Raw genomic sequence first — 24,696 nt, forward strand, 5'->3', positions numbered from 1 at the left:
AGTCTGTTAAAACGTCGCAACTCAGTTGCAACTGCAGTCTAAGTAACTTAACCAGGCAACTTAAACCGCAGAATTTTTTGAAGAGCCTCTCTGCTCAATCAATGCAGCATGCAGCGCTATCACCGCTTGCTCATAGTCTTCCTCAGAAACCACACATTGCATCTCAACCTGACGAATGGATTGATGTAATGCCATTACATTGATCCCGGCTTCTGCTAATGCGCTAACCGTACGAGCTAAAATACCTTTAACTTTCATCTGAGAGCCTATAGCAGACACTATAGCCAAATTATGTAAGCGAATCTGACCTTCGGGATACATCTCTTCCATCAGACGTGTTGCACGATTAACCATTTTACGAGAGCCACCTACATAGTAGGTAATACTGTTTGCATCGGCATCTTTATTAATTACATACAGCTTCAGTTGTGAAAGCAGCTTAGATATCTCAATATCATAAGCAGCATCACCAAGCATCTCTTGGTCAAATATTTCAATACCGAAAACATCTTTACGCCCAGCAACAATCTCAACACGAGGTGTATCGCTATGATATTCTTGGCTAATTATTGTCCCTTCATGTTCAGGCTCAAATGCATTTTTAATACGTAGTTTTACGCCATTACGACGTAGACCTTTGGCCGCTTTAGGGTGGATAGCTTCCATACCTAAGTTGGATAACTGGTCAGCCACATCATAGTTCGTAGCACCTATAGTCATCACATTATCCGGCCCAACCAACATAGGGTCCGCCGAACTTAGATGATACTCTTTATGAATAATTGCTTCGTTTGCACCGGTTACTGTAGCGATCATACTAAACGTCATCTCACTGTAACCACGATCAAAGGTTTTCATTAACCCTTCTTCGCAATGTGTATAACCTGTCGCTATCAACATTTCACTTGCAATATCGACATCTGAAAACTGTTGCTGAATCATCTCCTCAAAGGGAAGAGGTTGATCCATATGCCAACCGGTTAGATCAACAAAACGAGCATTAATACCTGCTTTGCGCAAAGCAAGTACCGAGTTGTATGCACTATGAGCTTCACCAATTGATGCCAACATTTCTCGCACTTTCATCAAGTGTTCTTCTAACTGAAAATGCCCATAGGTACACAAGTGATGTAAACTTTTCATACAATCACGAACATCATTCAGTCGCTCGATTACAAAGCTATCAGCGGCATTACGCTCAAACTCTGCATCTGCAAAAAGTTCAGCATTAATCTCTTCCATACGCGCTTGAACTTTATTTAGCTCATCAACCCAAGCTTGTTCAGACTCAGCATTAGCGAACCGTGCATAAACCCCTGGTTCACCTGTTTTTTTATGCTCTAGAAGGTAATTGGTAATCCCCCCATACGCAGACACAACAAAAATTCGGTTATACAGTTCTTCTGGAGCGGTACGTTTACCCACCAAAATAGTGTCCATCAACTCCTCAAAGCGGCTCATTGAAGTACCGCCGATCTTCTCAACTGTATGCATTGTTTTTCCGAATATTACTGGTTGGATTTTGGGTAGACCCAAAGCAAAAAATTGGGCACAAATTTTACATTAATATAAGCTTTTTTGTGATCCTTTTTTAAACATTAAGTAAAAAAAAGCCCTGTAATTCATTCATTACAGGGCTTTCTTCATTATCTTTTTCGTTCTAACTAAACATACCCTTAAACATAAAGAAGAATATTATGGCTAGACCCGCACCAGCGGGAAGCGTGACAACCCATGATACAAAGATCGTACCTACAATACGCATATTTAACGCGGCCATACCCCGCGCTAAACCAACACCCAACACGGCTCCCACCAAAGTATGCGTAGTTGAGATAGGCAATCCCGTGCCTGAAGCGAATACAACGGTTGTTGCAGCTGCTAAGGTAGCAGCAAAACCACGACTTGGCGTTAATTCAGTGATATTACTACCGACTGTTGCAATAACCTTATGACCATACATAATTAGCCCTGCAACAATACCCGCACCACCCAATAGCAAGATCCATACAGGCATCGCCGTTTTCTGTGCAACTTCACCGCCTGCAGCAACAACCCCAACGACCGCAGCCAAAGGACCAACCGCATTAGCCACATCATTAGAACCATGAGCAAATGCCATTGCACACGCCGTAAACATCATCAAAATGCCAAACAGCTTCTCAACACTCGCAAAGTGATGATCACGATCAGCTTCAGGGTCCGGTTGAATGTTTTTCTGCATCCGTATACCAATCAGCATAACTATCACACCAATGGCTAATGATGCTAAAGCACTTTCACTCCAACTAAAATCAAGCCCCACATGTTTCAGGCCTTTAGTGAAGGTCACCATAGAGACCATAAACCCTACTAAAAAGGTATAAACGGGAATATACTTTTTAGCATTTATAAAGGGATCTTTTGTATCTAAAACTAAGCGTTGCACACTCCTAAACAAGAAGAATGCAATCAAACCCGCGGTAACCGGCGAAACAACCCAGCTTGCGACAATCTTAGTAACCTTACCCCAGTTGACCGCATCAACAGAGATACCCACTGCAGCAAAACCAACGATGGCACCTACAATCGAATGGGTTGTGGAAACGGGCCAGCCAAAATGCGTAGCAACCAGTAACCAGATACCTGCAGCTAAAAGCGCTGAAAGCATACCAAACACAAGTAACTCAGGTGTTCCTGCTAATAGACTGGGGTCAATAATACCTTTACGAATTGTTGCCGTAACGGCACCACCGGCTAAATAAGCACCCAAAAACTCAAACATAATCGCGATCATAATCGCTTGTTTAAGTGTTAACGCCCTTGAACCTACCGAGGTGCCCATTGCATTGGCAACATCATTTGCACCAACACCCCAAGCCATAAAGAAACCAAATACGCATGCAAGAATAACGATTATGTCGCCGTACTGAGCAATAATTTCCATTCTAATAACCTACCAAATTAACGAGCGACGAGTAGCTGCAAGCGGCTACCGACTTGTTGAGCACGATCAGCTAGATCACCTATCAAAGTAATTACCTGATATAAAAACATGACATCAATTGGCGGTAACTCTTTCTCAATACTGAATAACTTTGCACGAATATCTCTCTCGTGCTCATCAGTACGGTGTTCCAACGCATCTAATTGATCTAGCATCTTCTCAATCACACTGATCTCATGGCCACCAAATCCGCTATTAACCAGTTCATCAAGTTCATTAAGCGCCGTTAAAGCTTGTTCTGATGTTTCCAAAGCAACGCGAACATACTCGGTCATATCTGATTGAATAATCGCAGGTATAGACATTTCTCGTCCAAGCATTAGACCTGAAATGTCTTTAGCCCGATTGGCAATTTTGTCCTGCATTCTTAAAAGCTCTAATAGGTCGGTACGGGGAACAGGTAGAAAAATACTCTTCGGGAGGTTCTGACGAATATCTTTCTTCATTGCATCAGCATCGCCTTCAAGCACGGCGATCTTTCTTTGAATTTTTTTAGCCTCTTCCCAATCATCAGCCATTACAGCTTCAAAAAAAGGAATTAGCTCTATCGCACATTCTTGCGCTTTAGCGATGTGTTCCTGCATAGGTTTGAACGGCGAACGCGCAAACATCTGCAAAAATGGATTATTGGTAGAGACCATACAACGCACCCTAATGAGTCGAAAAAACATTTTTGAGCGGAAAAAACAAAATGCTCAGGCGCGCGAATTATGACGGATTTGTTACGCTGAGTAATTACAGTTTTATGACAATTTGGCAATTAATTGATAAAAAAATCACTTTTTTTGATTTCACACACATAGCTGATATACATAGCCCATAACTTGCATTCGCAAAGCATACCAATGTATATACACAAGCTTATTTGCCTAGAGCCTCACCAATTAGTGCTACTCAATTCAAAAAAGTGGCAGCTATACATTCATATTGACGAAATCCCTGCTTGAGCCAAAAAGAAGCCGCGATACTATTATCAAGATGCCAGCCAACTTGCATAGAGGTCGCTCCCTGTACCAACAACCACTCCTTTGCATACTTGACTAAAGTGGTACCAATTTGATGGCGGCGCATTAGAGGATTAACCCAAAGATTAAAAAGAACCCCGCTCTTTGGTTGATCATATCCCCGCTGCGTGTTCTGAATAACGGCTATCGTGCCACATATTTCATTATTTTCATTAACAGCAACACACACTTCCGCCTCATCTTTAGCTAAACAGCCCTGTAATGTGTTTTTAAGATGGACTCTCTGTTCATCCAATAGCGGTTTGCCAAAGGGATTGAAGTGATAACTCGGTAACTCACAGATTAAGTGCTCCCACATAGGGTAAACAATAGCCCATTCATCTGCTTTTACACTTAACACTTTAATATCAGACGAGAGTGAATTCATGGCAAAACACCTTCATAAATAACTATGAGTAGATTTTAAAATTGAGCCCTTATATGCAGCTTACAAAATCACAATAGCTATGGAACACATTAAAGGACTTTCTAAGCACTTTAAATTTTAACTCAGATACAAAAATGCCCAGCTTAAGCTGGGCATTCTCTATAGATGAATAGTCCTATTGAACGAGTGTCATCTCTTCTTCATCATAGTCTTCATCAAAAGCGTCATCTACAGCAGACTCTGTTGCTGGTTTCTGCGCACCTTTCTTATTAACATTTTTCTGATGAATTTTATCTAGCTGGCGATCAATTTTATCCGCTAGAGTATCAAGTGCTGCATATAAATTATCGGCACTCGCTTTAGCAAATATATCTTTGCCCGCAATATGAATAGTAGCTTCTGCCAAATCCTCACGATCATTTTTTTCTAAGATAACATGGGCGCTAGTAATAACCTCATAACGCTCCTGACTGTTGTTTAGCCATGCTTCTACTTTGTCTTTCATATTGTCAGAAACTTTAGCATTGCGGTGAGTGATTTTAATGTTCATGTGTAAATCCTTAATGCAATGTTGCTATTAGGAGACTCAATTAAAATGCCTTTCAATATCCCCTCTACACTTACAGTAGTACCACTCCTAGCGAGGATTACAAGCACTTTATTGACATCTAGATAAAAAAATCAATCTCTACTAAAAAATTGAACACTCTCTGCTCAATTATCCGCTTTTGATTGTTTGTTTTTGCGAGAAACAGCAGAAAGAATACCTGCGCTAATAATTAAAACGACACCAATAATGCTATTTAGATCAAGCACCTCTTGCCAAAACAACCAACCCAACAGAGCTGCAAATACAACCGATGAGTATGTATAAGGCCCTAACTGACCAGCGGGCGCTAATCCGTAGCCTTTACTCAATAATAACTGGGCAATTGTTGAGGTTATAGCAACACAAAGAAGCCACCCACAAGCGGCTAATGAGGGCGTTACCCAATTAAGCATCGCAGGAACAAAAGCCAACACTGTACTAAAAAATGCGAAATAGAAAACAACCTGCTGCGGAGATTCACTGATACTCATCCGGCGGACAATCACTTTTGCCAAGGCGCCTAATATGGCACCAAACAAGGCAATTAACACAGCGATATTAATCGTTTGGTCGGTAGGATTTAAAATAAGAAAGACACCGCAAAAGCCAATGAAAATAGCAGTTTTAACCCTGTTACCAATACGCTCACCTAGCCAGAACAAAGCGATCAAAGGTACAAAAAAAGGCGCTGTTTGTTTGATAAGGGCTGCTTCGGCCAGCGGCAAATTCCCCCATGCATAATACAAACACATCATTGCGGTAACGCCGACGGCTGCGCGGGCAAAATGTAAATGTAAATTTTGAGTATAGATGCGATGTAAACCGACACTATAAAGCCATGGAAGTATAAGTAGTAATGCAAAAAGGTTACGCGCAAGGACAATTACTTCGGTTGGTAGCTCACCGCTTAATTGTTTAATGAGCATCCCTGAGAGCACCAAAAAAAACTCTGACAGGATAATCAGTAACGCTCCACGATAAAGCGGATTGATAGGCATATATACGGCCAAACAAAAAAGCCCCTATATTTAGGGGCTATGGGTAAATGTAATCGCTTAACGCACGTCAGCCACTTAATTTATCAATATAGCGACTTACCCGCCGTTAAACCTCGATGATCTCAAAGTCCGATCCAAGCGTCTCTGCCTGAGCTTGGCTAGTAACCACCGCTATACTTGCTTCAGCATCAAGTAAATAGGTTTCTGCAACACGTTTCAGATCATCAATAGTCACCTGCAATATACGTGAACGCACTTTACGACGCTGTTCTGGCGTACGACCAAACAAACTACTGTGATAAGCCTGCTTAGCTTCTCCGGCTGGAGAACCTGGTTTATCGATAGAACTAACCACACCCAGAATCGCTTCCTCCAGTCGCTGCTCATCGTGTTCACTGTCTAACAGCCATTTTATCGAAGCATCAAAATCATCCAAGGTTTCGGTTAAACGAGGATCACGGTATGAGAAAAACCTAAAAGCGGCATCTCCTGAATCCTGACCTGCCCCCGAACCATAAGCACCACCACGCTCACGAATAGCTCTATGTAAAAAACCATTGCGTAAAAAATCACCGAGTACAGTCAACGCAGCGGCATCGGGGTGCTCAACTGCCACTGTAGTAAAAGCTTTTGCACAAAAGCTAACTTGTGTACTCGTCACCCAAGCCTGCTTAACCTTCTCTCTCAAGGGTGGCAAACTAAACAGTTCAGTAGACTTATCAGCTAATGACTGCCAGCTACTTTCTAAATAGCCTTGCAGCTGGTTCTGATGCTCCTCTTCAGCCACCATTAAAAACTGCTTTGGTGCTTGTGCAATTTTTTGATGTAACTGCTCTAAGCGTTCAGCAAGAGACTTAAGTGAAGAATCCTGTTTTAAGTCATCATCTAGGGTCTTGTAAAAATGTATAGACTCAAGTCCTTTTGTCGCCTGAGATAATGCCGCGGCGGGGCTCATCTTCGAAGTCGCTGCCATCATCGCTAACGCATGGCCATGACCAGTTACACTTTGTTCTTTACGGGTACGCTGTTGAGAAACAACCTCTTTTATACGAGCTAACTCATCAAAACGAGCGCAAGCTAAAGTCTCTTTCAGAAGATCAGTCAGCTGCGCCTGCTTAGAAACAAGCGCTTTACCTGACAAGGTAAAGTAACCTTTAACATTTTGCTCATCATCAGGCATACCTCGCACAGATGCAAAAGCATGAATTCCACCCGTTACTTCTGTTTGATACTGCTGATTTTCTTGATAACTACGTTCACCACAACCTAGCTCTGTCAGTAAATGGCTATATAAAGGTAATAGATGCTGTTCCTCCTGATCTAACGCAGGAAGTTGAATAATCACCTGTTGATAAACTAACCCATTCGTTGCTCTATCAAAGCGTACATAAGGTAATTTAGAGGCTACACCTGTCGGTTCAGGCACTGACATATCATCAGGCACATCCGCTAATGTCACTTTAGGTAAAATAGACTCATCATCTTCATGATACTGTCTTGCTTCAAGGGCAGCAGCACGATCAATAACTTTCTGTTTTTCAGCCTCACTTAGGCTTGCTTTAATCTTATTAAGCTGCGCTTTTTCAGCCGAATCTCGTTTCACAGCCAATTGATTATCAGGGCGTAAGGTTAAGCGCACTCGATGGGGGTTATTTATAAGGTCTTTAACCATCCCTTTAATGAAATTAGGATCTTTAACCTCTTCACGCAGCTTGTCTAAAACTGGATCAAGATTAAGTAAAGCGATTGGATCTCCTCGATTGATAGCCGCACCTAAAGAAGCCATTAACAAGCTCATACCATAAGGGTAGCCATCACCATTAATCTCTCTTTGATGAAGTTCTAACTGATGTAACTGAGCTTCCAACATTGCGATCGGCACACCGTTCTCTGCAACTTCAGCTAATACATTTAGCACTAAAGCTTCAAACGCATCAGCATCTTTTGGCTCACTGCCTTCTAGACCACACATAAAACTCATTTCACGATTAGAATCTTCTAAACCGCACAAGGGTGAAGGAGCACTGCCCAGATCCGTTGTTTCTAGTGCAAAACGCAAAGGAGATGCACTGTTATCCAACAGTACTCTAGACATAAGATGCGCTTTCAGCTGCGCCTCCAAGTCATTAGACTGACCTAATAACCAAGCCAGAACATGATGCGTTTTACCTGTTGTATCCTCTTGATCTAACTCATACCCCTCTTCTACACGTAAGGGTGAGAAATAACGTTTTTCATCATGTATCTCAATCGTTTCATCTAGTTTTTCAAACCGAGAGAGCGCCTTATCTTCAATAACAGCCTGTAGATCCGCAGCGGGAATATCACCAAAGGTCATGATAACCGCATTACTCGGGTGGTAATGGGTTTTATAGAATGCTAACAGCTCATCATAAGTAAGATCAGGGATACTTTCCGGCTCTCCCCCACTGTTATGGTGATAGGTCGTAGTCGGAAATAGATATTTTGTCACTGATTGCCATAAACGAGAAACCGGCGAGCTCATCGCCCCTTTCATCTCGTTAAACACTACACCTTTATATTCTAAATCCGATTCAGCATTATTAGGTTCAGAAAACTCGACACGATGTCCCTCTTGCTCAAAATCCATTTGATCTAAGCGACTAAAGAAAACCGCATCAAGGTATACATCTAATAGATTATAAAAGTCTTTACGGTTTTGACTTGCAAAAGGATAAGCCGTCCAGTCACTACTGGTCATCGCGTTCATAAACGTATTTAGAGAACGCCGAGTCATCATAAAAAATGGGTCACGTACAGGAAAACGTTCACTGCCACACAAAGCTGTATGCTCCAATATATGTGCAACACCTTTAGAATCTTCTGGAACTGTCCGCAAGCCAACTAAGAAAACATTTTCAGTATGGTCAGCTGCTATATGGTAATGCACAAGCCCCGTTTTGGTATGACGATACTCTGTAACATCAATCCCGAGTGATTCTATTATTTCTGTACGGATAAATTCGAAAGTCTTATGCGGGGTTGGAGCAGTCTGAATAATTGTCATGAAAAAAATTGATCCCGTTACTGACAAGCTTAAAACCGGTAAAGCATCCTGCTTTGAGACAATAAATACAGAAAACTCTACCCTATTGATTGATTGTAATGACTATTAGCTACGATGAACAACCTTGAACAGCCTAAGTACGCATAATTCTTCGACTCTTTTTAATCAACTAAGGTCTAAGAGAGACGCAAATAGCTATTATAGCAACCAATACTCCCCCACAGAAAAGCATCTCAAACCAGCTATCTAATTGTTTATAAAGAGATAAAAATAGGAAGAGCAAAAAAAAGCCTTTTTTTGTGCATTGCACAAAAAAATATTTGACAGGTTATTTATTAATCACTATATTGAATACAAATGCTGCAACGCACAAAGTTAATTTTTGATTCTCAGAGGAATTGAACATGTATGATGATCTGATGAAAGACGTCCAGGAAAAAATGCAACCAGCGATTGATGTTGCTGAAGTAAATAAAAAAGCGTTGGAAACTTTGTTTTCCCTTCAGTCTGAATACGTAACAGACTTTGTTGATTCAAGTGTTGCTCAGCTAAAAGCACTTTCAGAAGTTAAAGATGCTAAAGACGCTATTGAGCTTCAGGTTCAATTTTTCAAAAACTTAGAAGTAAAAATGACTTCAGTCGCTGAAAAAGAACTCGCTGCATTAACAACTGCAAAAGATGAGATTTCAGGCATTGTTGAGAAAAGTCTTTCTGAAATAAAAGAGATGCCTTATGTATCCGACTTCAACAAATTTATAACAGAAGCGACTGAAGCAACTACAACCGCAATTTCTGAAGCGACGGCGGCTGCAACACCTGTAGCGGCGGAGCCAAAAGCAAAAACAGAACCTGCAGCAGCCCCTGCAAAGAAAGCTCCAGCGAAAAGAGCGCCTGCAAAGCGTAAACCTGCAGCGCCAAAAGCAGCAGCGAAAGAATAGATCGTTTGGGATCACGTTACGATCCCACTTCTCTACTCTGGCTGGTTAATTCAGCCTATATCCTTTGCCGGTCGCCCTGACCGGCTTTTTTTATCCAGAATTTCTATCCTAAATATCTTCTGATCTTGCCAAGTCGGGCAATGGCCCTTCAAGCCCCATAGCAAAGCGCATCACTTTATTTCGAGCAGGACTCACTTTACCCGCAATACCTAAACCTAGATTACGCAGTAGTTTTAATGGACCGCTTTGGTTACTAAAGACACGATAAAACAGATCCATGGTTTGCATCATAATGAGGTTATGTTGACGGCGTTGTTTTTCGTAATCATTCAATACCTCTAGTTCAGTGATATCTTCACCCGTCTTAGCAGCAACAAGCAGTGTTTCAGCGAGTGCAGCAGCGTCTAACAAACCTATGTTAACGCCCTGGCCTGCCAGCGGGTGGATCATATGGGCAGCATCACCTGCTAGGGCAACACCTTCAAGTACATACTGCTGTGCGTGCTGTCGTCTTAGTGGAAAAGCGCCACGTCCTAAGAGTTGATCTATATTCCCTAAACAGTCAGGAAAGACCGATGTTAATTCAGCCATAAAGCGATCATCAGGCAATGCCATTAACCGTTTTATCTCATCTGGGGTGTTATACCAAACCAGAGATGCGTGATTACCAGATAGTGGAAGAAAAGCTAAAGGCCCAGTAGGAGTAAATTGCTGCCAAGTGATATCTTGTTGCAGATAGTGGGTTGTAACTGAGGCAACTAATGCACTTTGTTCATAATCCCACTTATTAACGCCAATACCTGCCGCTGAACGTACCTTTGACTCACCACCATCGGCCGCAACCAGAAGCCTTGCTATAATTTCTCGATCATTATCTAAACGAATGATGCTGCTACCAGGAGAGTAATCAATCTCTTGAATACCTGCAGGGCAGATAAGGTCGATATTATCAAACTGCTGCAAACGCTCTAGCAAAGCTAATTGAATGATACGATTTTCTACAATATGGCCTAGGTAATCACAGCCAATATGATCTGAAACGAACTCTGTAGCAGCCTTCTCTTCACTCGCCTCCCACACTTTCATACGACGATAAGGACAACTACGGCGCGATAATATACCTTCCCAAGCTCCAACCTTCTGTAAGATATTTTGAGACGCTACACTAATAGCTGAAACACGTAGATCGTGTGGCTGCTCACTATCAAACTCCGCAGGGTAGTGATTTTCAAGAACCGCCACAGATAGATTACTACCACCTAAGGCACAAGCGATTGTCGCACCAACCATGCCACCGCCTACTATCACAACGTCATATCGAGTCTTCATTTTTTCTACCAAATCATCGTTAAATGCAGACACGAGTATACGCAAAAAAAATACTGACTTCTTGAAAAGGAGCCGGAAAACAATGAATCTTCTAAGCTATCCCTTTTTCACCTCAAGCTTTATAAATAATTCTGTCCTTAAAGGCGATTTACGACGCTTTTTTCTCCGAAGCAGACGAATTTGATTTATAATCAACTCATCTTTAATCCTTTCCAAATGAGCCTACTGTGTCCAATACCCTTTTTTCCAATTTAGACCTACCGCAATCCATGCTTGCCAACCTAGATAGCTTGGGTTATCAACATATGACCGCGATTCAAGAGCAAGCATTACCAGAACTACTTGCAGGTAAGGATCTAATAGCCAAAGCCAAGACTGGCAGTGGTAAAACAGCTGTTTTCGGTATTGGCACGCTACTAAAACTCAAGACAAAGAACTTTGCCACACAATCGTTAGTGCTTTGTCCTACCCGTGAGCTTGCCACCCAAGTCGCTAACGAGTTGCGTAAACTTGCACGCTTTACAGAGAATGTGAAGGTTTTAACTTTATGCGGCGGGCAGTCTATCGGGCCACAGATTGGCTCTTTAGAGCATGGTGCACATATTGTTGTAGGCACCCCAGGACGCATTAAAGATCACCTTCGCAAGAAAACTTTACGCTTAGAACAAGTCCATACAGTTGTTTTAGATGAAGCCGACCGTATGCTAGATATGGGCTTTGCAGACGATATTAGGGATATCATCTCCCATGCACCCAAAAAGCGTCAAACACTACTCTTCTCTGCGACCTACCCTAAATCAATCGCTAAACTTAGCGCTGATATTCTAGTAGACCCTGTGACAGTTGAAGTTGAATCAACCCATAGCCAAAACCAAATTGAGCAATATTTCTTCGAGATTAACAAAGAAAATAAACTCAATAATCTGACAGATATTATCAGTAACTATCAACCTGAGTTTGCAGTAATTTTCTGTAATATGAAGCAAACTTGTAACGATGTTCAACAACACCTAAAAGCGATGGGCTATAGCGCTAGAGCGATCCACGGCGATTTGGAACAACGAGAGCGTGACCAAGTGCTTATGCAGTTTGCCAATCGCAGCTGTTCATTCTTGATTGCAACGGATGTGGCAGCACGTGGCCTTGATATTGACGAGTTACCCTGTGTAATAAACTATGACATCACCCGCGATGCTGAGGTACACACCCATCGTATTGGCCGTACTGGTCGTGCAGGAAAACAGGGGATCGCCCTCAACCTTTATCAGCCATCAGAAGCCTATAAAGTAGCGGCAATTGAGACCTATCTAAAGACTGAATTCAGTGTGACGCCTTTACCTACCGCCAAAGCAGACTTTGTTCCTAGCAAGCCTCCCATGACGACACTTTCTATCGCGGGCGGTAAAAAAGACAAAGTACGCCCAGGCGATATTCTCGGTGCTCTGACCGGTGATGCCGGGATTGATGGCAGCCAAGTCGGCAAGATCAACGTACTAGATTATGTCGCTTACGTTGCTGTTGATGCTAAAGTGGCTCGATCTGCAGTAGAGAGCTTAAATAAAGGCAAAATTAAAGGTCGTAAATTTAATACTCGCCGCCTTTAATTAACCACATTACCTAATGCAACCTGCTGAATAATACGACGGTAATGGTCCGCCATTACCGTCCAGTTCAAATGAGAAACATCGACACATTTAAGCCCTCTCCCTGCTTTTTTATAATCAATCAATTGCTTTAACAAAAGCGCAAGCGTCTCAGCCTCATCCTCTCCACTATAGCGACAGCCTTCAGGGAACAGTTCGGTATAAGCGAGCCTATCAGGGACAACAGGAAACGCACCTGCAGCCGCACCTTCAAGTACAGCAATACCTTGATAATCATGTAAGGCCGTTGATAGAACCACATCAGATTGCTGTAACAACTGCTGATAAGCCAAGCGCGACGGCATATAGCCCCAATGCCCTATCCTATCCGCCAATAACGCGTTAAGTAGATCGAACTGTTTAGGAATCTTACGAAACTGCTGACCAACAATATTGAGCGTAAAATCCACATCTAAATCAGATAACAACCGCATGCTATCTAAGAGTAATTGAGGGTTTTTGTCATACTCCCAACGGTGATTCCAAGTAATAGTAAACTCGCCGTTTATAGCAGTACTCGGCAAAAAACTATCATCACACAAAGGGACAGACAGCACTGAGGAGCGCTTCCTAATCCTCTCAATTAAACCTAAAGGCACTTGATCAGGTAATTTAGCCAGTAAAGCAGCCGCGCCTTCTAACATTGTCTTCCGGTTATACTCACTGTTAAACAAGCAGTAATCCGCTGCTAAGGCGGTATATAAGTTCAAAATACAAGGCTCTACGCTCTTAAACTCTTTTCCTGAACTTGGATAAGCAAATTGATTCTCATGAAAATAAACCAAGGTAGGCGTATTAGCCAAAGAGGGAACAAAACCCCGCAAGGAGGATAAGTCGGTCATCGATGTAGCGATCACTAAATCATACGGCTGGGAGAGTGTTTCATATTCAGAGAAAGCCCAGCTTAAGCTATTACCTCTCATCCGCCAGCTGAAGTATCGACCCGGTAACTTAAGTACCGTCCATTGATATTCAGATAAGTGTGCGACTAGGCCTTCTCGCCAATAAACATGGCTATCAGCATCATAAGCAGACAATAGTAAAATGCGCATAAATAAACTAGCCAACTCCGTTCGTTAAAATGACTGCTGTTAAGTCGTTGGCATTTTACCCCTCCCCCTTTTATTTGCACCCAACCTATAGAGCTAAATGCGCCATAAAGTATCAATATACGCGACTTGTTAAAATTTAATCCCCTTATAGTCAGATAAAATTAATACTTGCTCCAACAAAAAACGGATGACGTTTAAATATTAAGTAAGTAGCAGGAGATAGCAGAGATGAATACACAACAACTGGATCAACTTGAAAAAGAGATCACTAATAAAGTTAAAGAAGGCGATATTATCTTCATCTCGATTAATAGCTTTCTCTATCGCCAAGTCGCCAAAGGCACTGGAAGCTGGACCTCACATGTGGGCTTTATAGTACGCGAAGATAATGAGTGGTATGTACTCGAAAGCGCAGTTCCTAAAGTAACACGCTGCCCCTTACGCAAGTTTCTTTCTAGAACAACCAATAACGAAGTCAGTGTTATGCGGGTAAAAGAGGGGCTTAATCAAGAACAAATTACGAAACTTAAAACTGTCGCTGAAACAAAAATGGGCCGTTATTATCATTTGGGATTTAAATACGATTCTAAACGCCAGTTCTGCTCAAAGTTTGTTCACCTGACCTTCAAAGAGGCCTTAGGTATCGAAATTGGTAAAGTCCAAACCCTAGAAGTATTACTACAAGAAAACCCTCAAGCAAGTGTTAACTTTTGGCGCTGCTGGTATTTAGGGTTTGTACCTTGGCAGCGAAAAACCATTACACCGGCTAGCCAACTCAATGATCCGAAATTAGTCCCCGTATATACACAATGCTAGCGGCTAATTTATTACGGTATATTCGGCACAAAAAAACCACTTACGCGTCACTGCTGTCCCATAGTTTTGGATGGTAAATGAAAAAGCCTGAGATCCACTGGTAAACTGTTGTTACCACACACCAGTTAAACCAAAGGACTCAGGCTTTGTCACATCATAACACCGCTTTTCATCAGTTGCTGCAACCTCTGCCGAGACATGAATTCGAGGCGCTTGCAAAACAACATCACCAGGGGCAAAAATTACGTTCAGCATCTCGCTGGGATAAGTTCATTGGGATGTCCATGTCACAACTTTCTGGCCGTCAAAGCCTGCGTGATATTGAATCCAGTCTACGCAGCCAGCAGCACAAGCTTTATCATCTGGGCGCCAAACCCATCGCCAGAACAACATTAGCTCGCCTGAACGAAAAACAACCCGCTGAACTTTATGAAGCTGTCTTTTATAAACTACTACAGCGCTGTTCATTAAGGGATAATAACCATAAGTTCCGCTTTAAAAACCCTCTCTATTCATTAGATGCCAGCGTGATCGACCTGTCTCTCAAGCTCTTTCCATGGGCACAGTGCCACCAAACTAAAGTGGCTATGAAACTACATGTCGGGTTGAATAACGCCTCACTCATTCCTGAGTTTACTGCCCTCAGCCACGGGCTGGAAAGCGAGCTAATCAAAGGCCGTCAGTTCCGTTTTCCGAAAGGCAGTATTGTTGCATTTGATAAGGGGTATAACGACTACAGCTGGTATGGATTACTGTCAAAACAAGAAGTTAGCTTCGTGACTCGCTTAAGACCCAATGCGGTCTATGAGGTTATCGAACACCATCAAAGCGCAGGTGTTGATTATGACCAGAGTATTAGGCTAACCAGTCAGCACGCCCAAAAACAAGGCGCGCCCAAGTTGCGCCTAGTGGGATTTACCTGCCCTGAAACCAAGCGACAGTATCGTTTTATAACTAATAACTTCAAATTAGCTGCCAGCACAATTGCGGCTATTTATAAAGACCGTTGGCAGGTGGAATTGTTCTTCAAAGCGATTAAGCAAAACCTGAAAATTAAAGCATTTTTAGGTAGTTCCCAAAATGCAGTCATGACGCAGATCTGGATCGCAATGATCAGCTATCTCTTGTTAGCGTATGCGCGGCACTGTGCGAAAAAGGGGTGGACCGTACAGAGAGTAATGCGGATTCTTCAACTAAGCTTATTTGAACGAAAAGCTCTGAAAGAGTTGCTAAACCCGTCACCGCCAGAGCGACAAAAAAGGGACCCTCAGATGAGGATCCCTTTATGATTAAAAAATTGTGGGACAGCAGTGACCCGAAGGTGGTTTTTTATCTAAAGTAAAATTACAAACGTTCCACTTCAGCTTTCTCTTTTAATTGAGTTAGGTAATCTTGGTAATCCTGCTGACCTTTACGGTTACTCAGCATCATACTCATATAGCTAATCTCTTCCGGCTTCAGGTCAACATCGGCTTCAGTTACTTTATCCAGCACTAGAATAGACTTACTACCATCTAGCATATTAACTGCTGCATAGCTCATAGCGTTCTCAGCAGGCTTAGGCAGTTCAAATACCGCAGATCGTAACTCTTGTGGTAAATCCTGTTGAGTACGAGTTACGCCTGCAAGCGTTGTTACCGTAGCACCCATAGCGACATTCTCTAAGCTATCTCCTTGCTTTAGTTTAGCGATAAGTTCATCCGCTTGAGTAGTTAAAGCCTGCGCTACCTTTTCATTTAACAACGCTTCTTTAATCATGGCAGCAACTTCTTCAAGTGTTTTCTCACGAGGTAACTCATGTTGAACCACTCTTAACACTAAAGCCCGACCAGAATCTAATTCGATAGGCGTACTATTCAACCCATCTTTAATCAACTCTTCATCAAAGGCGACGCCCAATACTTTAGGGTTAGCCGTAATTCCACCTTCACTACCCATGCGGGAGAAAAGCTCTGTCTTTTGAATTTCAAGATCGAGGACTTCTGAAGGCTCAACCAAATCACCAGAAGAGAAAGATATATCAGCTAAGCGCTCTAACTGAACTACATATTCTTCCTCAGATAATTGATTTAGCAGATCGCTTGCAAGATCAGCTTTAGCTTTTTCAAAAGAAGGCACTTCAGTTGCTTCAATATCGATAAGCTTAATAATATGGTAACCAAATTCAGTCCTAACAGGCGATGATACTTGTCCTTTCTCTAAGGCAAATAGTGCATTATCGAACTCATCAGAAAATACACCTTTCTCGTTAACACCTAAATCGCCACCCATCTCGGCGGACGCTGGGTCATCGGATTCAGCTTTAGCAATAACCTCAAAAGCCTCACCCATCGCTATACGTTCAGCAATATTATCAGCCTTAGCTTTTGCGGCAGCATAATCCTGCTCATCTGAGATAGCGACGAGAATATGCGCAGAGTGTCGAAGCTCTTGTGCTTGAAAGGCATCAATTAATAGCTGATAAGCACTTTCTAACTGCTCATCCGTCACTGTTATTTCAGTTTCTAACGCACTACGATCAAGTAATAAGTACTCTATAGCAACCTGCTCATCAGTTAAGTACTCTGAACGATGCTCATCATAGTAATCTGCAATTTCTTGGTCACTCACATTTAAAGATGAACGAAGCGGGGATGCAGGAAGTGTAAAATATCGAAGATCTCGTGTTTGGCTGTCCAATTGAGCGATTGAGGTCAACTCAGAAGGGAGAGTAAAAGCAGATAACATAAACGCTGCACGTTCCTGTTCCGTTATCTTGTCTTTACGTATTAAATCACGATACATCATCGGTGTCAGACCGGCATTACGTAAAACAGCTTCAAACTGCGCACGATTAAATTGCCCATCCTGTTGAAAATCTGCTGTTGTCAAAATCAGTTGATCAATCATGTTGTCAGAGAATGTTAATCCCTGATCGCTGGCGGATTGAACAAGAACAGCCTGCTCTATAAGGCCTTCCAGTACCATGTTGTTGATTAAGTTATCATCAAGCAGCGCTGGATCGGCGCCTTCTCCCATCTGGGAAAGCATTTGACGTCTTTGACGCTGAACACCTTGAACGAGATCCTGTTGACTAATCTCTTCGCCATTAACCGTAGCAGGCGCATTACTGCCAGCAGTTAAACTAACAAGTGATTCAACACCAAATAAAGCAAAAGTAACTGCAATCAAACCAACAATAATCTTGGCGATGATTCCTTGGGAGTTATCCCGAATGGACTGTAGCATTATGCCTATAAACCCCTGAGCATTTTTTCACACAAAAAAAAAGCGCATTCTAAACGAATGCGCCTTTCTTGGTTTCTTTCTGTTGGCGGAACGGACGGGACTCGAACCCGCGACCCCCTGCGTGACAGGCAGGTATTCTAACCAACTGAACTACCGCTCCTTAAAGTAAGATCGTGACGCGATCAGATCTTACTTATTAACTGCGTCTTTTAAAGCCTTACCAGGTTTAAAAGTAGGCAGCGTAGCAGCGGCAATCTCAATTGGTTTGCCTGTCTGCGGATTGCGACCTGTACGAGCTGCGCGCTCTTTTACAGAAAATGTACCGAAACCTACAAGTGCCACAGAATCTCCGTTCTGTAATGCACCAGTTACTGCTTCTAGAGTCGCATCAAGTGCACGACCAGCAGCTGCTTTAGGAATATCGGCTGAAGCTGCGATAGCGTCGATCAGTTCAGACTTATTCACATTGTTCCCCTTTAATAGATCGTTATTTTTAGTTTTCGTAATCCATGCCCAGCAAGATGGTAAGCATTTATACCAAGTGGTAGAAAGCGGTGTCAAGACAACTTGTGTACCTTTCTACTCCTTATGAACTCTAATGAGGCTTTATTTGCCCCGGCTCAGCTTTTCCAGGCTTTTCCTTTGCTGCTACAACCTCACCGTCTTCTTGCTCTATTGGCTTCGGTTGATACTTAAGTGCGATATCTAAAACTTCATCTATCCACTTAACAGCTTTTATATCTAAATCCGCTTTGATATTGTCAGGAATTTCCTTCAAATCACGCTCATTTTCTTTAGGAATAAGAACCGTTTTGATTCCTCCTCTATGAGCTGCAAGCAGTTTTTCTTTCAATCCGCCTATAGGTAAGACTTGTCCCCTAAGGGTTATCTCACCTGTCATGGCAACATCAGCTCTCACCGGTATATTGGTCAAGACTGATACTAAAGCAGTGCACATACCGATGCCAGCACTTGGACCATCTTTAGGCGTCGCACCTTCAGGAACATGTATATGAATATCATGTTTCTCATGAAAGTCTGGCACAATACCTAATGCCGAAGATCGATTCCGTACAACAGTCAGCGCCGCTTGAATAGATTCTTTCATGACATCGCCAAGACTACCTGTAGTCACCTGACGACCTTTACCTGGTACCACAGCAGCTTCGATACTAAGTATATCGCCACCAACTTGTGTCCAAGCCAAGCCTGTCACTAGCCCAACTTGATCTTGCTCTTCAGCAATACCGAAATTATGTTTCAGAACACCGCTATAGTGCTCAAGTTGTTCATTATCAACGGTGATAGTCCCTGCCTTATTCGAAAGCGCGAGCTCTTTGACGACCTTACGGCAGATCTTAGCTATTTCACGCTCAAGGCCACGAACACCAGCTTCGCGGGTATAGTAGCGGATAAGTCCAGTAATGGCACTATCTGTAATCTCAACTTCGCCCGTTTTCAAGCCATTATTTTTAAATTGTTTCTCTATAAGGTAATTACGAGCAATATTTAGCTTCTCATCTTCGGTGTAACCCGGTATACGAATGATTTCCATACGATCCAAAAGTGGACCAGGAATATTCATAGAGTTTGAGGTACAAACAAACATAACATCCGATAGATCGTAATCAACTTCTAGGTAGTGATCATTGAAGCTAGAGTTTTGCTCTGGATCAAGAACCTCAAGAAGTGCTGACGCTGGGTCTCCACGTTGGTCCATACCCATCTTATCGATTTCATCTAATAAGAACAGTGGGTTTTTAACACCAACTTTCGCCATTTTCTGTAGCAACTTACCCGGCATTGAACCTATATAAGTACGACGGTGACCACGAATCTCGGCTTCGTCACGCACGCCACCTAGCGCCATACGGACATACTCACGATTGGTCGCGCGCGCAATAGAACGCCCCAGAGATGTTTTACCAACCCCTGGAGGACCTACAAGACAAAGAATGGGACCTTTTAACTTTTTAACGCGTTTTTGGACAGCAAGATATTCGAGGATGCGATCTTTAACTTCCTCAAGACCATAATGATCCTGATTAAGAATTTTTTCAGCTCGCTTCATATCATGTCGGACTTTTGAACGCTTAGACCATGGAATGGAAAGCATCCAGTCGATGTATCCACGCACAACGGTTGCTTCCGCTGACATAGGTGACATCATTTTTAATTTGTTGTATTCCGCCATGGTTTTGTCGAACGCTTCCTGAGGCATTTTCGCTTCAGCAATGCGGTTCTTCAGCTCATCCATGTCGTTTATGCCAGATTCATCCAGATCACCTAGCTCTTTCTGAATGGCCTTCATCTGCTCATTCAAATAGTATTCACGCTGGCTTTTTTCCATCTGTTTTTTGACCCGGCCACGGATCCGTTTTTCGACCTCAACCAAGTCAATTTCAGACTCCATCAACGCCATTAGATGCTCAAGACGCTCTTTATTACCCAGCATCTCGAGAATCTGTTGTTTTTCTCCTAATTTCAAAGACATATGCGCAGCAATGGTATCAGCCAAACGCCCTACATCATCAATATTTTGCAGTGAAGACAATACTTCTGAAGGTATCTTTTTATTGACCTGAACAAAACGTTCAAACTGTTCAAGCACCGTACGTTTGTACAAAGTATCTTCAGCTTCAGTCAACTCTTCAATAGGCAATACAGAAGCTTGTGCAGAGAAAAAGCCTTCATCTTCATGCAAACTGTGAATAGTCGCACGGTAATCACCTTCGACAAGCACTTTCACTGTGCCATCCGGTAGTTTCAGCATCTGCAAAATACTGGCAACAGTACCTACTTCAAACAGATCATCCGCCAGAGGTTCATCATCAGAAGCGTTTTTCTGAGCCACTAATAAGATTTCTTTCTCGCCTGACATTGCTGCTTCAAGTGCATCAATGGATTTTTCCCGCCCAACAAAAAGTGGGATCACCATGTGCGGATAAACAACGACATCCCGTAATGGGAGTACGGGCAATTCAATAACTTGTGACTGTGATTCGTCATGTTGAGTCATGCAGCAATAGCCTCATCAAACAGGTCCGCGGTGCTCTGCGGATAAATTCTTTAAATACGCGATAAACGATTAATGATTACATGGGGGTGTTTCTATATAAATGCAACCAGCGGGATCAAAATAATACAGCGTTTAGAGTGTCATGAAGGTTGTAGATATTAGAAGCATTGTTATTTTATAACAGCATCTTAGGGCGGAGACAATTAAAAAGGGGAAGCAAGCTTCCCCTTTTTAATCACATGTTATTTGTAATATGCGTTTTCACGCACACTATGGTCGGTTACATCACGCACCCCAACCAAATCTGCTATACGCTCAACTAAGGTTGCCTCAACCCCATCTTTCAGAGTCATATCGACAGCACTACACCCTTGACAACCACCGCCGAATTGAAGAATAGCAATCTGTCCCTCTTCCTCCTCGACAACTTCCATTAGTTTCACCTCACCACCATGAGACGAAAGGCCTGGGTTAATTTCTGAGTAAAGAATATAATTAATCTGCTCACCTATCGGACTATCTTCAGACACTTTAGGTACTTTAGCATTAGGCGCTTTTATCGTCAGCTGGCCGCCCATACGATCTTTTGCGAAGTCCACATGCGCCTCATCTAAATAAGGAATGCTGTTCTTTTCAACATAAAAACGTAATTTAGCCAACTCCATGACTTCATCATCTTCAATGATTTCATCAGGGCGACAGTATGCAAGACAAGTTTCAGCGTATGAAGTACCTGGCTGAGTGACAAACATACGCACCGCCATGCCTTCTACATCTTGCTTGCTAAGAAGTTCTACTAAATAATCTTCAGCCGTTTCTGTAACGGTAATATTCATACGATGTCCTGTATGTTAAATCTACACTTTAATTAGCTGTAGGATACACCCAAACTATTCCCGAGTAAATTGATCAACTATTAATCGAATCCCTATTATAAATCCATCCTAAGGAGTAATTCTATCCACTTGTATATTTGTTCAACTTTAAAACTAAGTGTTCTGTTAGAATAGGCCTTTTGCGCCGATCCTATATGTCTGCATTTCTTCGACAGAAAACAATTATCCTCCTCGGACTACCGATCATCGCTGGCATGCTCTCTCAAAGCGTTATTAATTTGATAGATGCAGCCTTAGTAGGCCAACTTGGTGAAGCCTCGCTTGCTGGCGTAGGCATTGGGAGTTATGCCAATTTTGTTGCTATCAGCTTAATACTAGGATTGTCTTCAGGTGTACAAACGCTCGTTGCAAGAAATCGAGGGCAAGGACAACATAATTATGCAGCGACGCCTGTCCATTGGGGATTGCTAACCTCTTTTCTTGTTGCGCTCCCCCTTAGCATAATCTATATCCATTATTCCGATAGTCTCGTTGCTATAATGTCAGAGGATTCTTCTGTTCAAGATATTGCTTCATCCTATTTTGATTACCGAACAGCGGCTATGCTTGTCGTTGGAATCAACTTATCCTTTCGCGGGTGGTGGAATGGTAATAAAACACCTATTACTTATTTTAAAATCCTTGTATTTACCCACTGCCTAAATATAGTTATTAGCTACTGCCTTATTTTTGGACATTTAGGCTTACCGAAAATGGGAGCGCCGGGCGCAGGATTAGGCTCAGCAATTGCACTTTGCTCAGGTGCGCTTATCAATGCGGTTTTTGTGTGTAAAAATGCAAAACCTGCTGGTTTATTTAGGTGGCATTCGGGCAGCATAATTGAGTTTTCAAAATTATTACGTTTATCTATCCCCCATTCACTTCAGCAGCTTTTTCTAGCCCTATCTATCTGCGTACTTATTTGGATCATTGGGCAACTTGGCACGAATGATCAAGCGATCGCGCATGTGTTAATTAACTTATCTCTATTCTTAATTTTACCCGCAGTAGGGCTCGGAATTGCCTCAACATCTTTGGTTAGTCACTCTATAGGCGAGGACAAACCGCAGGAAGCCCTCACATGGGGATGGGAGGTGTTAAAAACTGCACTCGCTTTTATGCTGCTCCTAAGTTTACCTTTATGGCTCATGCCAGAAACAATACTCGGTTTCTTTTTACAATCGAACCTATTAATAGAGCAAGCAGTGCTACCGTTACAGATAGCAGCTTTAGCTATATGTCTAGATGCAGCCACCATTGTATTAACTCAAGCATTGTTTGGTGTAGGCGCAAATCGTATAGTATTCATTATATCGACCTGCGGCTTATGGGGATTTTACCTTCCTTTAGCTTGGTTATTTGGTCCTGCTTTAGGCTATGGACTCATTGGAATCTGGATTATCCAGTTGATATATCGCGCACTATCGTCGCTAGTTTTTATCTATATTTGGCAACAACAGCGCTGGTCAATGATCAAACTGTAATGATTAAAAGCTTCAACCTAACGCATTATTATCCATATCTACATTTGGATGCGTAACATCTAGCTAAGTTCAAGCCAGACGATCTGGCTTATCATTCTAATCTGCATAATTAAGGATCTATTGTATGGCTGAGCAGTCACTGGTCTTTTCATTTTTCTTAATTTTCACAGGCGCAGCTATTGTTGCCTCATTGGCTCTTTACACACGCCAACCTTTGCTGGTTGCTTATATCGCTTTAGGTGCGCTCCTCGGGCCTTATGGCGTAGCTATGGTTACCGATACTAAGTTATTAACAGACATATCCCATATAGGTATCATTTTTTTACTGTTTTTACTCGGTCTTGATATGCAACCCTCCCACCTTATTCATATGCTTAAAAAAGCAACATTAGTCGCTATCGCAAGCTCCGTTTTATTTTTTATCATTGGCTATGCTGTCGGCTTTAGCTTTGGTTATACACAAACAGAATGCATGATTATTGGTATCGCTATCATGTTTTCCAGTACGATTATTGGAATCAAGTTACTTCCCACTACCGTTTTACATCACCGCCATACAGGTGAGCTTGTTGTAGGCTTATTACTACTACAGGATGTGATCGCCATTATGATGCTGTTATTTCTTTACAGTGGTACAGGGGAAACTAGCGATTCAGAAACAATGATTATCTTCGCCAAAACCTTAGTAGCCCTACCTCTGCTTATCTTTGGTGCTTTTATATTTGTCAGGTTTATTTTATTAAAACTGATACAGAAATTTGACCGTTTTCATGAATATATTTTTCTACTAGCGATTGGCTGGTGCCTTGGACTAGCTGAACTCGCAAACCTTGTTGGCTTATCAGCCGAAATAGGTGCTTTTGTAGCAGGCGTTTCCATAGCGACTAGTCCTATTGCTCAATATATAGCTACAAGTCTCAAACCCTTGCGTGATTTTTTCTTAATACTGTTCTTCTTTTCAATCGGTGCTAGCTTCAATCTCTCTTTAGTGGGACTCATTGCAATTCCAGCTGTTATATTGGCATTACTCGTATTAAGTTTAAAACCGATGGTTTTCCGTTTTCTCTTAAACGGTATTAGCGAATCACCGTCAATCGGCTGGGAGGTAGGATTTCGACTAGGGCAGATCAGTGAATTTTCGTTACTGATCGCTTATATTGCCGCAGGCTCCATGATGATTGGGGAGGAGGCATCACACGTAATTCAGGCAACAGCGATTTTAACTTTCCTGCTTTCCAGTTATGTAGTGATTTTCAACTTCCCATCACCAATCGCTGTATCAGATAAATTGCGCCGTGATTAACGGCGCAATTTATATA

19 protein-coding genes and 1 tRNA gene are annotated in these 24,696 nt (G+C 42.3%); 6 read left to right on the plus strand and 14 right to left on the minus strand.

All coding sequences use genetic code 11. From position 1 onward, the window contains the following. Nucleotides 1–60: 60 nt before the first annotated feature. The 7 genes from ACOQOE_RS11675 to ACOQOE_RS11705 form a co-directional block, all read right to left on the minus strand. Entirely contained in the window at nt 61–1,494 is a 1,434-nt protein-coding gene (locus ACOQOE_RS11675; RefSeq protein WP_067868385.1) for an aspartate kinase, read from the minus strand. 166 nt (nt 1,495–1,660) lie between these two features. Further along, nucleotides 1,661–2,926 carry an inorganic phosphate transporter gene (locus ACOQOE_RS11680; protein WP_420554073.1) on the minus strand — a complete coding sequence of 422 codons (1,266 nt, stop codon included), beginning with the start codon at nt 2,924–2,926 and terminating at the stop codon, nt 1,661–1,663. Between the two features lie 17 nt (nt 2,927–2,943). After that, complete coding sequence (locus tag ACOQOE_RS11685; protein WP_067868379.1) at nt 2,944–3,627, minus strand: TIGR00153 family protein; 684 nt, start codon at nt 3,625–3,627, stop codon at nt 2,944–2,946. 253 nt (nt 3,628–3,880) lie between these two features. Further along, nucleotides 3,881–4,378, minus strand: coding sequence for a GNAT family N-acetyltransferase (locus ACOQOE_RS11690; protein WP_067868376.1), 498 nt, complete (start codon nt 4,376–4,378; stop codon nt 3,881–3,883). A gap of 175 nt (nt 4,379–4,553) precedes the next feature. Further along, nucleotides 4,554–4,928, minus strand: a complete 375-nt coding sequence (gene hpf / locus ACOQOE_RS11695; RefSeq protein WP_067868373.1) for a ribosome hibernation-promoting factor, HPF/YfiA family — start codon at nt 4,926–4,928, stop codon at nt 4,554–4,556. Between the two features lie 164 nt (nt 4,929–5,092). After that, nucleotides 5,093–5,965 (minus strand): DMT family transporter, encoded by an 873-nt coding sequence (locus ACOQOE_RS11700; protein ID WP_420555478.1) that lies wholly within the window; start codon nt 5,963–5,965, stop codon nt 5,093–5,095. A 106-nt stretch (nt 5,966–6,071) separates the two neighbouring features. Then, nucleotides 6,072–8,993: an insulinase family protein gene (locus ACOQOE_RS11705; protein ID WP_420554074.1), complete on the minus strand. Its 2,922-nt coding sequence runs from the start codon at nt 8,991–8,993 to the stop codon at nt 6,072–6,074. Between the two features lie 404 nt (nt 8,994–9,397). Here ACOQOE_RS11705 and ACOQOE_RS11710 point away from each other — a divergent pair, with 404 nt between their 5' ends. Continuing rightward, entirely contained in the window at nt 9,398–9,931 is a 534-nt protein-coding gene (locus ACOQOE_RS11710; RefSeq protein WP_420554075.1) for a phasin family protein, read from the plus strand. Nucleotides 9,932–10,039: 108 nt separating this feature from the next. Here the strand turns inward: ACOQOE_RS11710 and ACOQOE_RS11715 are convergent, their stop codons facing one another. After that, the gene (locus tag ACOQOE_RS11715; protein WP_067868466.1) at nt 10,040–11,260 is read right to left on the minus strand and encodes a UbiH/UbiF/VisC/COQ6 family ubiquinone biosynthesis hydroxylase; all 1,221 of its coding nucleotides are present in this window, start codon (nt 11,258–11,260) and stop codon (nt 10,040–10,042) included. A gap of 227 nt (nt 11,261–11,487) precedes the next feature. Here ACOQOE_RS11715 and dbpA point away from each other — a divergent pair, with 227 nt between their 5' ends. Then, on the plus strand, nt 11,488–12,864 hold the full coding sequence (dbpA, locus tag ACOQOE_RS11720) for an ATP-dependent RNA helicase DbpA (protein WP_067868365.1): 1,377 nt from the start codon (nt 11,488–11,490) through the stop codon (nt 12,862–12,864). Here dbpA and ACOQOE_RS11725 read toward each other — a convergent pair. After that, the gene (locus ACOQOE_RS11725) at nt 12,861–13,955 is read right to left on the minus strand and encodes a tRNA-queuosine alpha-mannosyltransferase domain-containing protein (RefSeq protein ID WP_067868362.1); all 1,095 of its coding nucleotides are present in this window, start codon (nt 13,953–13,955) and stop codon (nt 12,861–12,863) included. The genes dbpA and ACOQOE_RS11725 overlap by 4 nt on opposite strands. Nucleotides 13,956–14,183: 228 nt before the next feature. Between ACOQOE_RS11725 and ACOQOE_RS11730 the strand changes: the two genes are divergently transcribed. Then, nucleotides 14,184–14,771, plus strand: coding sequence for a YiiX/YebB-like N1pC/P60 family cysteine hydrolase (locus ACOQOE_RS11730; protein WP_067868358.1), 588 nt, complete (start codon nt 14,184–14,186; stop codon nt 14,769–14,771). Between the two features lie 146 nt (nt 14,772–14,917). After that, complete coding sequence (locus tag ACOQOE_RS11735; protein ID WP_420554076.1) at nt 14,918–16,060, plus strand: IS4 family transposase; 1,143 nt, start codon at nt 14,918–14,920, stop codon at nt 16,058–16,060. 55 nt (nt 16,061–16,115) lie between these two features. Here ACOQOE_RS11735 and ACOQOE_RS11740 read toward each other — a convergent pair whose 3' ends face one another. The 5 genes from ACOQOE_RS11740 to nfuA form a co-directional block, all read right to left on the minus strand. Then, the gene (locus ACOQOE_RS11740) at nt 16,116–17,999 is read right to left on the minus strand and encodes a SurA N-terminal domain-containing protein (protein WP_067868346.1); all 1,884 of its coding nucleotides are present in this window, start codon (nt 17,997–17,999) and stop codon (nt 16,116–16,118) included. A gap of 83 nt (nt 18,000–18,082) precedes the next feature. After that, nucleotides 18,083–18,159: transfer RNA gene (locus ACOQOE_RS11745), tRNA-Asp, on the minus strand. 29 nt (nt 18,160–18,188) lie between these two features. Further along, a complete protein-coding gene (locus tag ACOQOE_RS11750; RefSeq protein ID WP_007020114.1) occupies nt 18,189–18,464 on the minus strand; it encodes an HU family DNA-binding protein in 276 nt (91 codons plus the stop codon). 130 nt (nt 18,465–18,594) lie between these two features. Next, a complete protein-coding gene (gene lon, locus ACOQOE_RS11755; protein WP_420554077.1) occupies nt 18,595–21,018 on the minus strand; it encodes an endopeptidase La in 2,424 nt (807 codons plus the stop codon). Nucleotides 21,019–21,260: 242 nt separating this feature from the next. Beyond that, nucleotides 21,261–21,854, minus strand: a complete 594-nt coding sequence (gene nfuA, locus ACOQOE_RS11760) for a Fe-S biogenesis protein NfuA (RefSeq protein WP_067868339.1) — start codon at nt 21,852–21,854, stop codon at nt 21,261–21,263. A 194-nt stretch (nt 21,855–22,048) separates the two neighbouring features. On the opposite strand from nfuA, the gene ACOQOE_RS11765 reads away from it, so the two are divergent. Beyond that, the gene (locus tag ACOQOE_RS11765; RefSeq protein ID WP_420554078.1) at nt 22,049–23,377 is read left to right on the plus strand and encodes an MATE family efflux transporter; all 1,329 of its coding nucleotides are present in this window, start codon (nt 22,049–22,051) and stop codon (nt 23,375–23,377) included. A 124-nt stretch (nt 23,378–23,501) separates the two neighbouring features. After that, nucleotides 23,502–24,680: a cation:proton antiporter gene (locus ACOQOE_RS11770; RefSeq protein WP_420554079.1), complete on the plus strand. Its 1,179-nt coding sequence runs from the start codon at nt 23,502–23,504 to the stop codon at nt 24,678–24,680. Nucleotides 24,681–24,696 lie beyond the last annotated feature (16 nt).

It is taken from the genome of Neptuniibacter marinus (assembly GCF_965223595.1).
Classification (GTDB): domain Bacteria; phylum Pseudomonadota; class Gammaproteobacteria; order Pseudomonadales; family Balneatricaceae; genus Neptuniibacter; species Neptuniibacter marinus.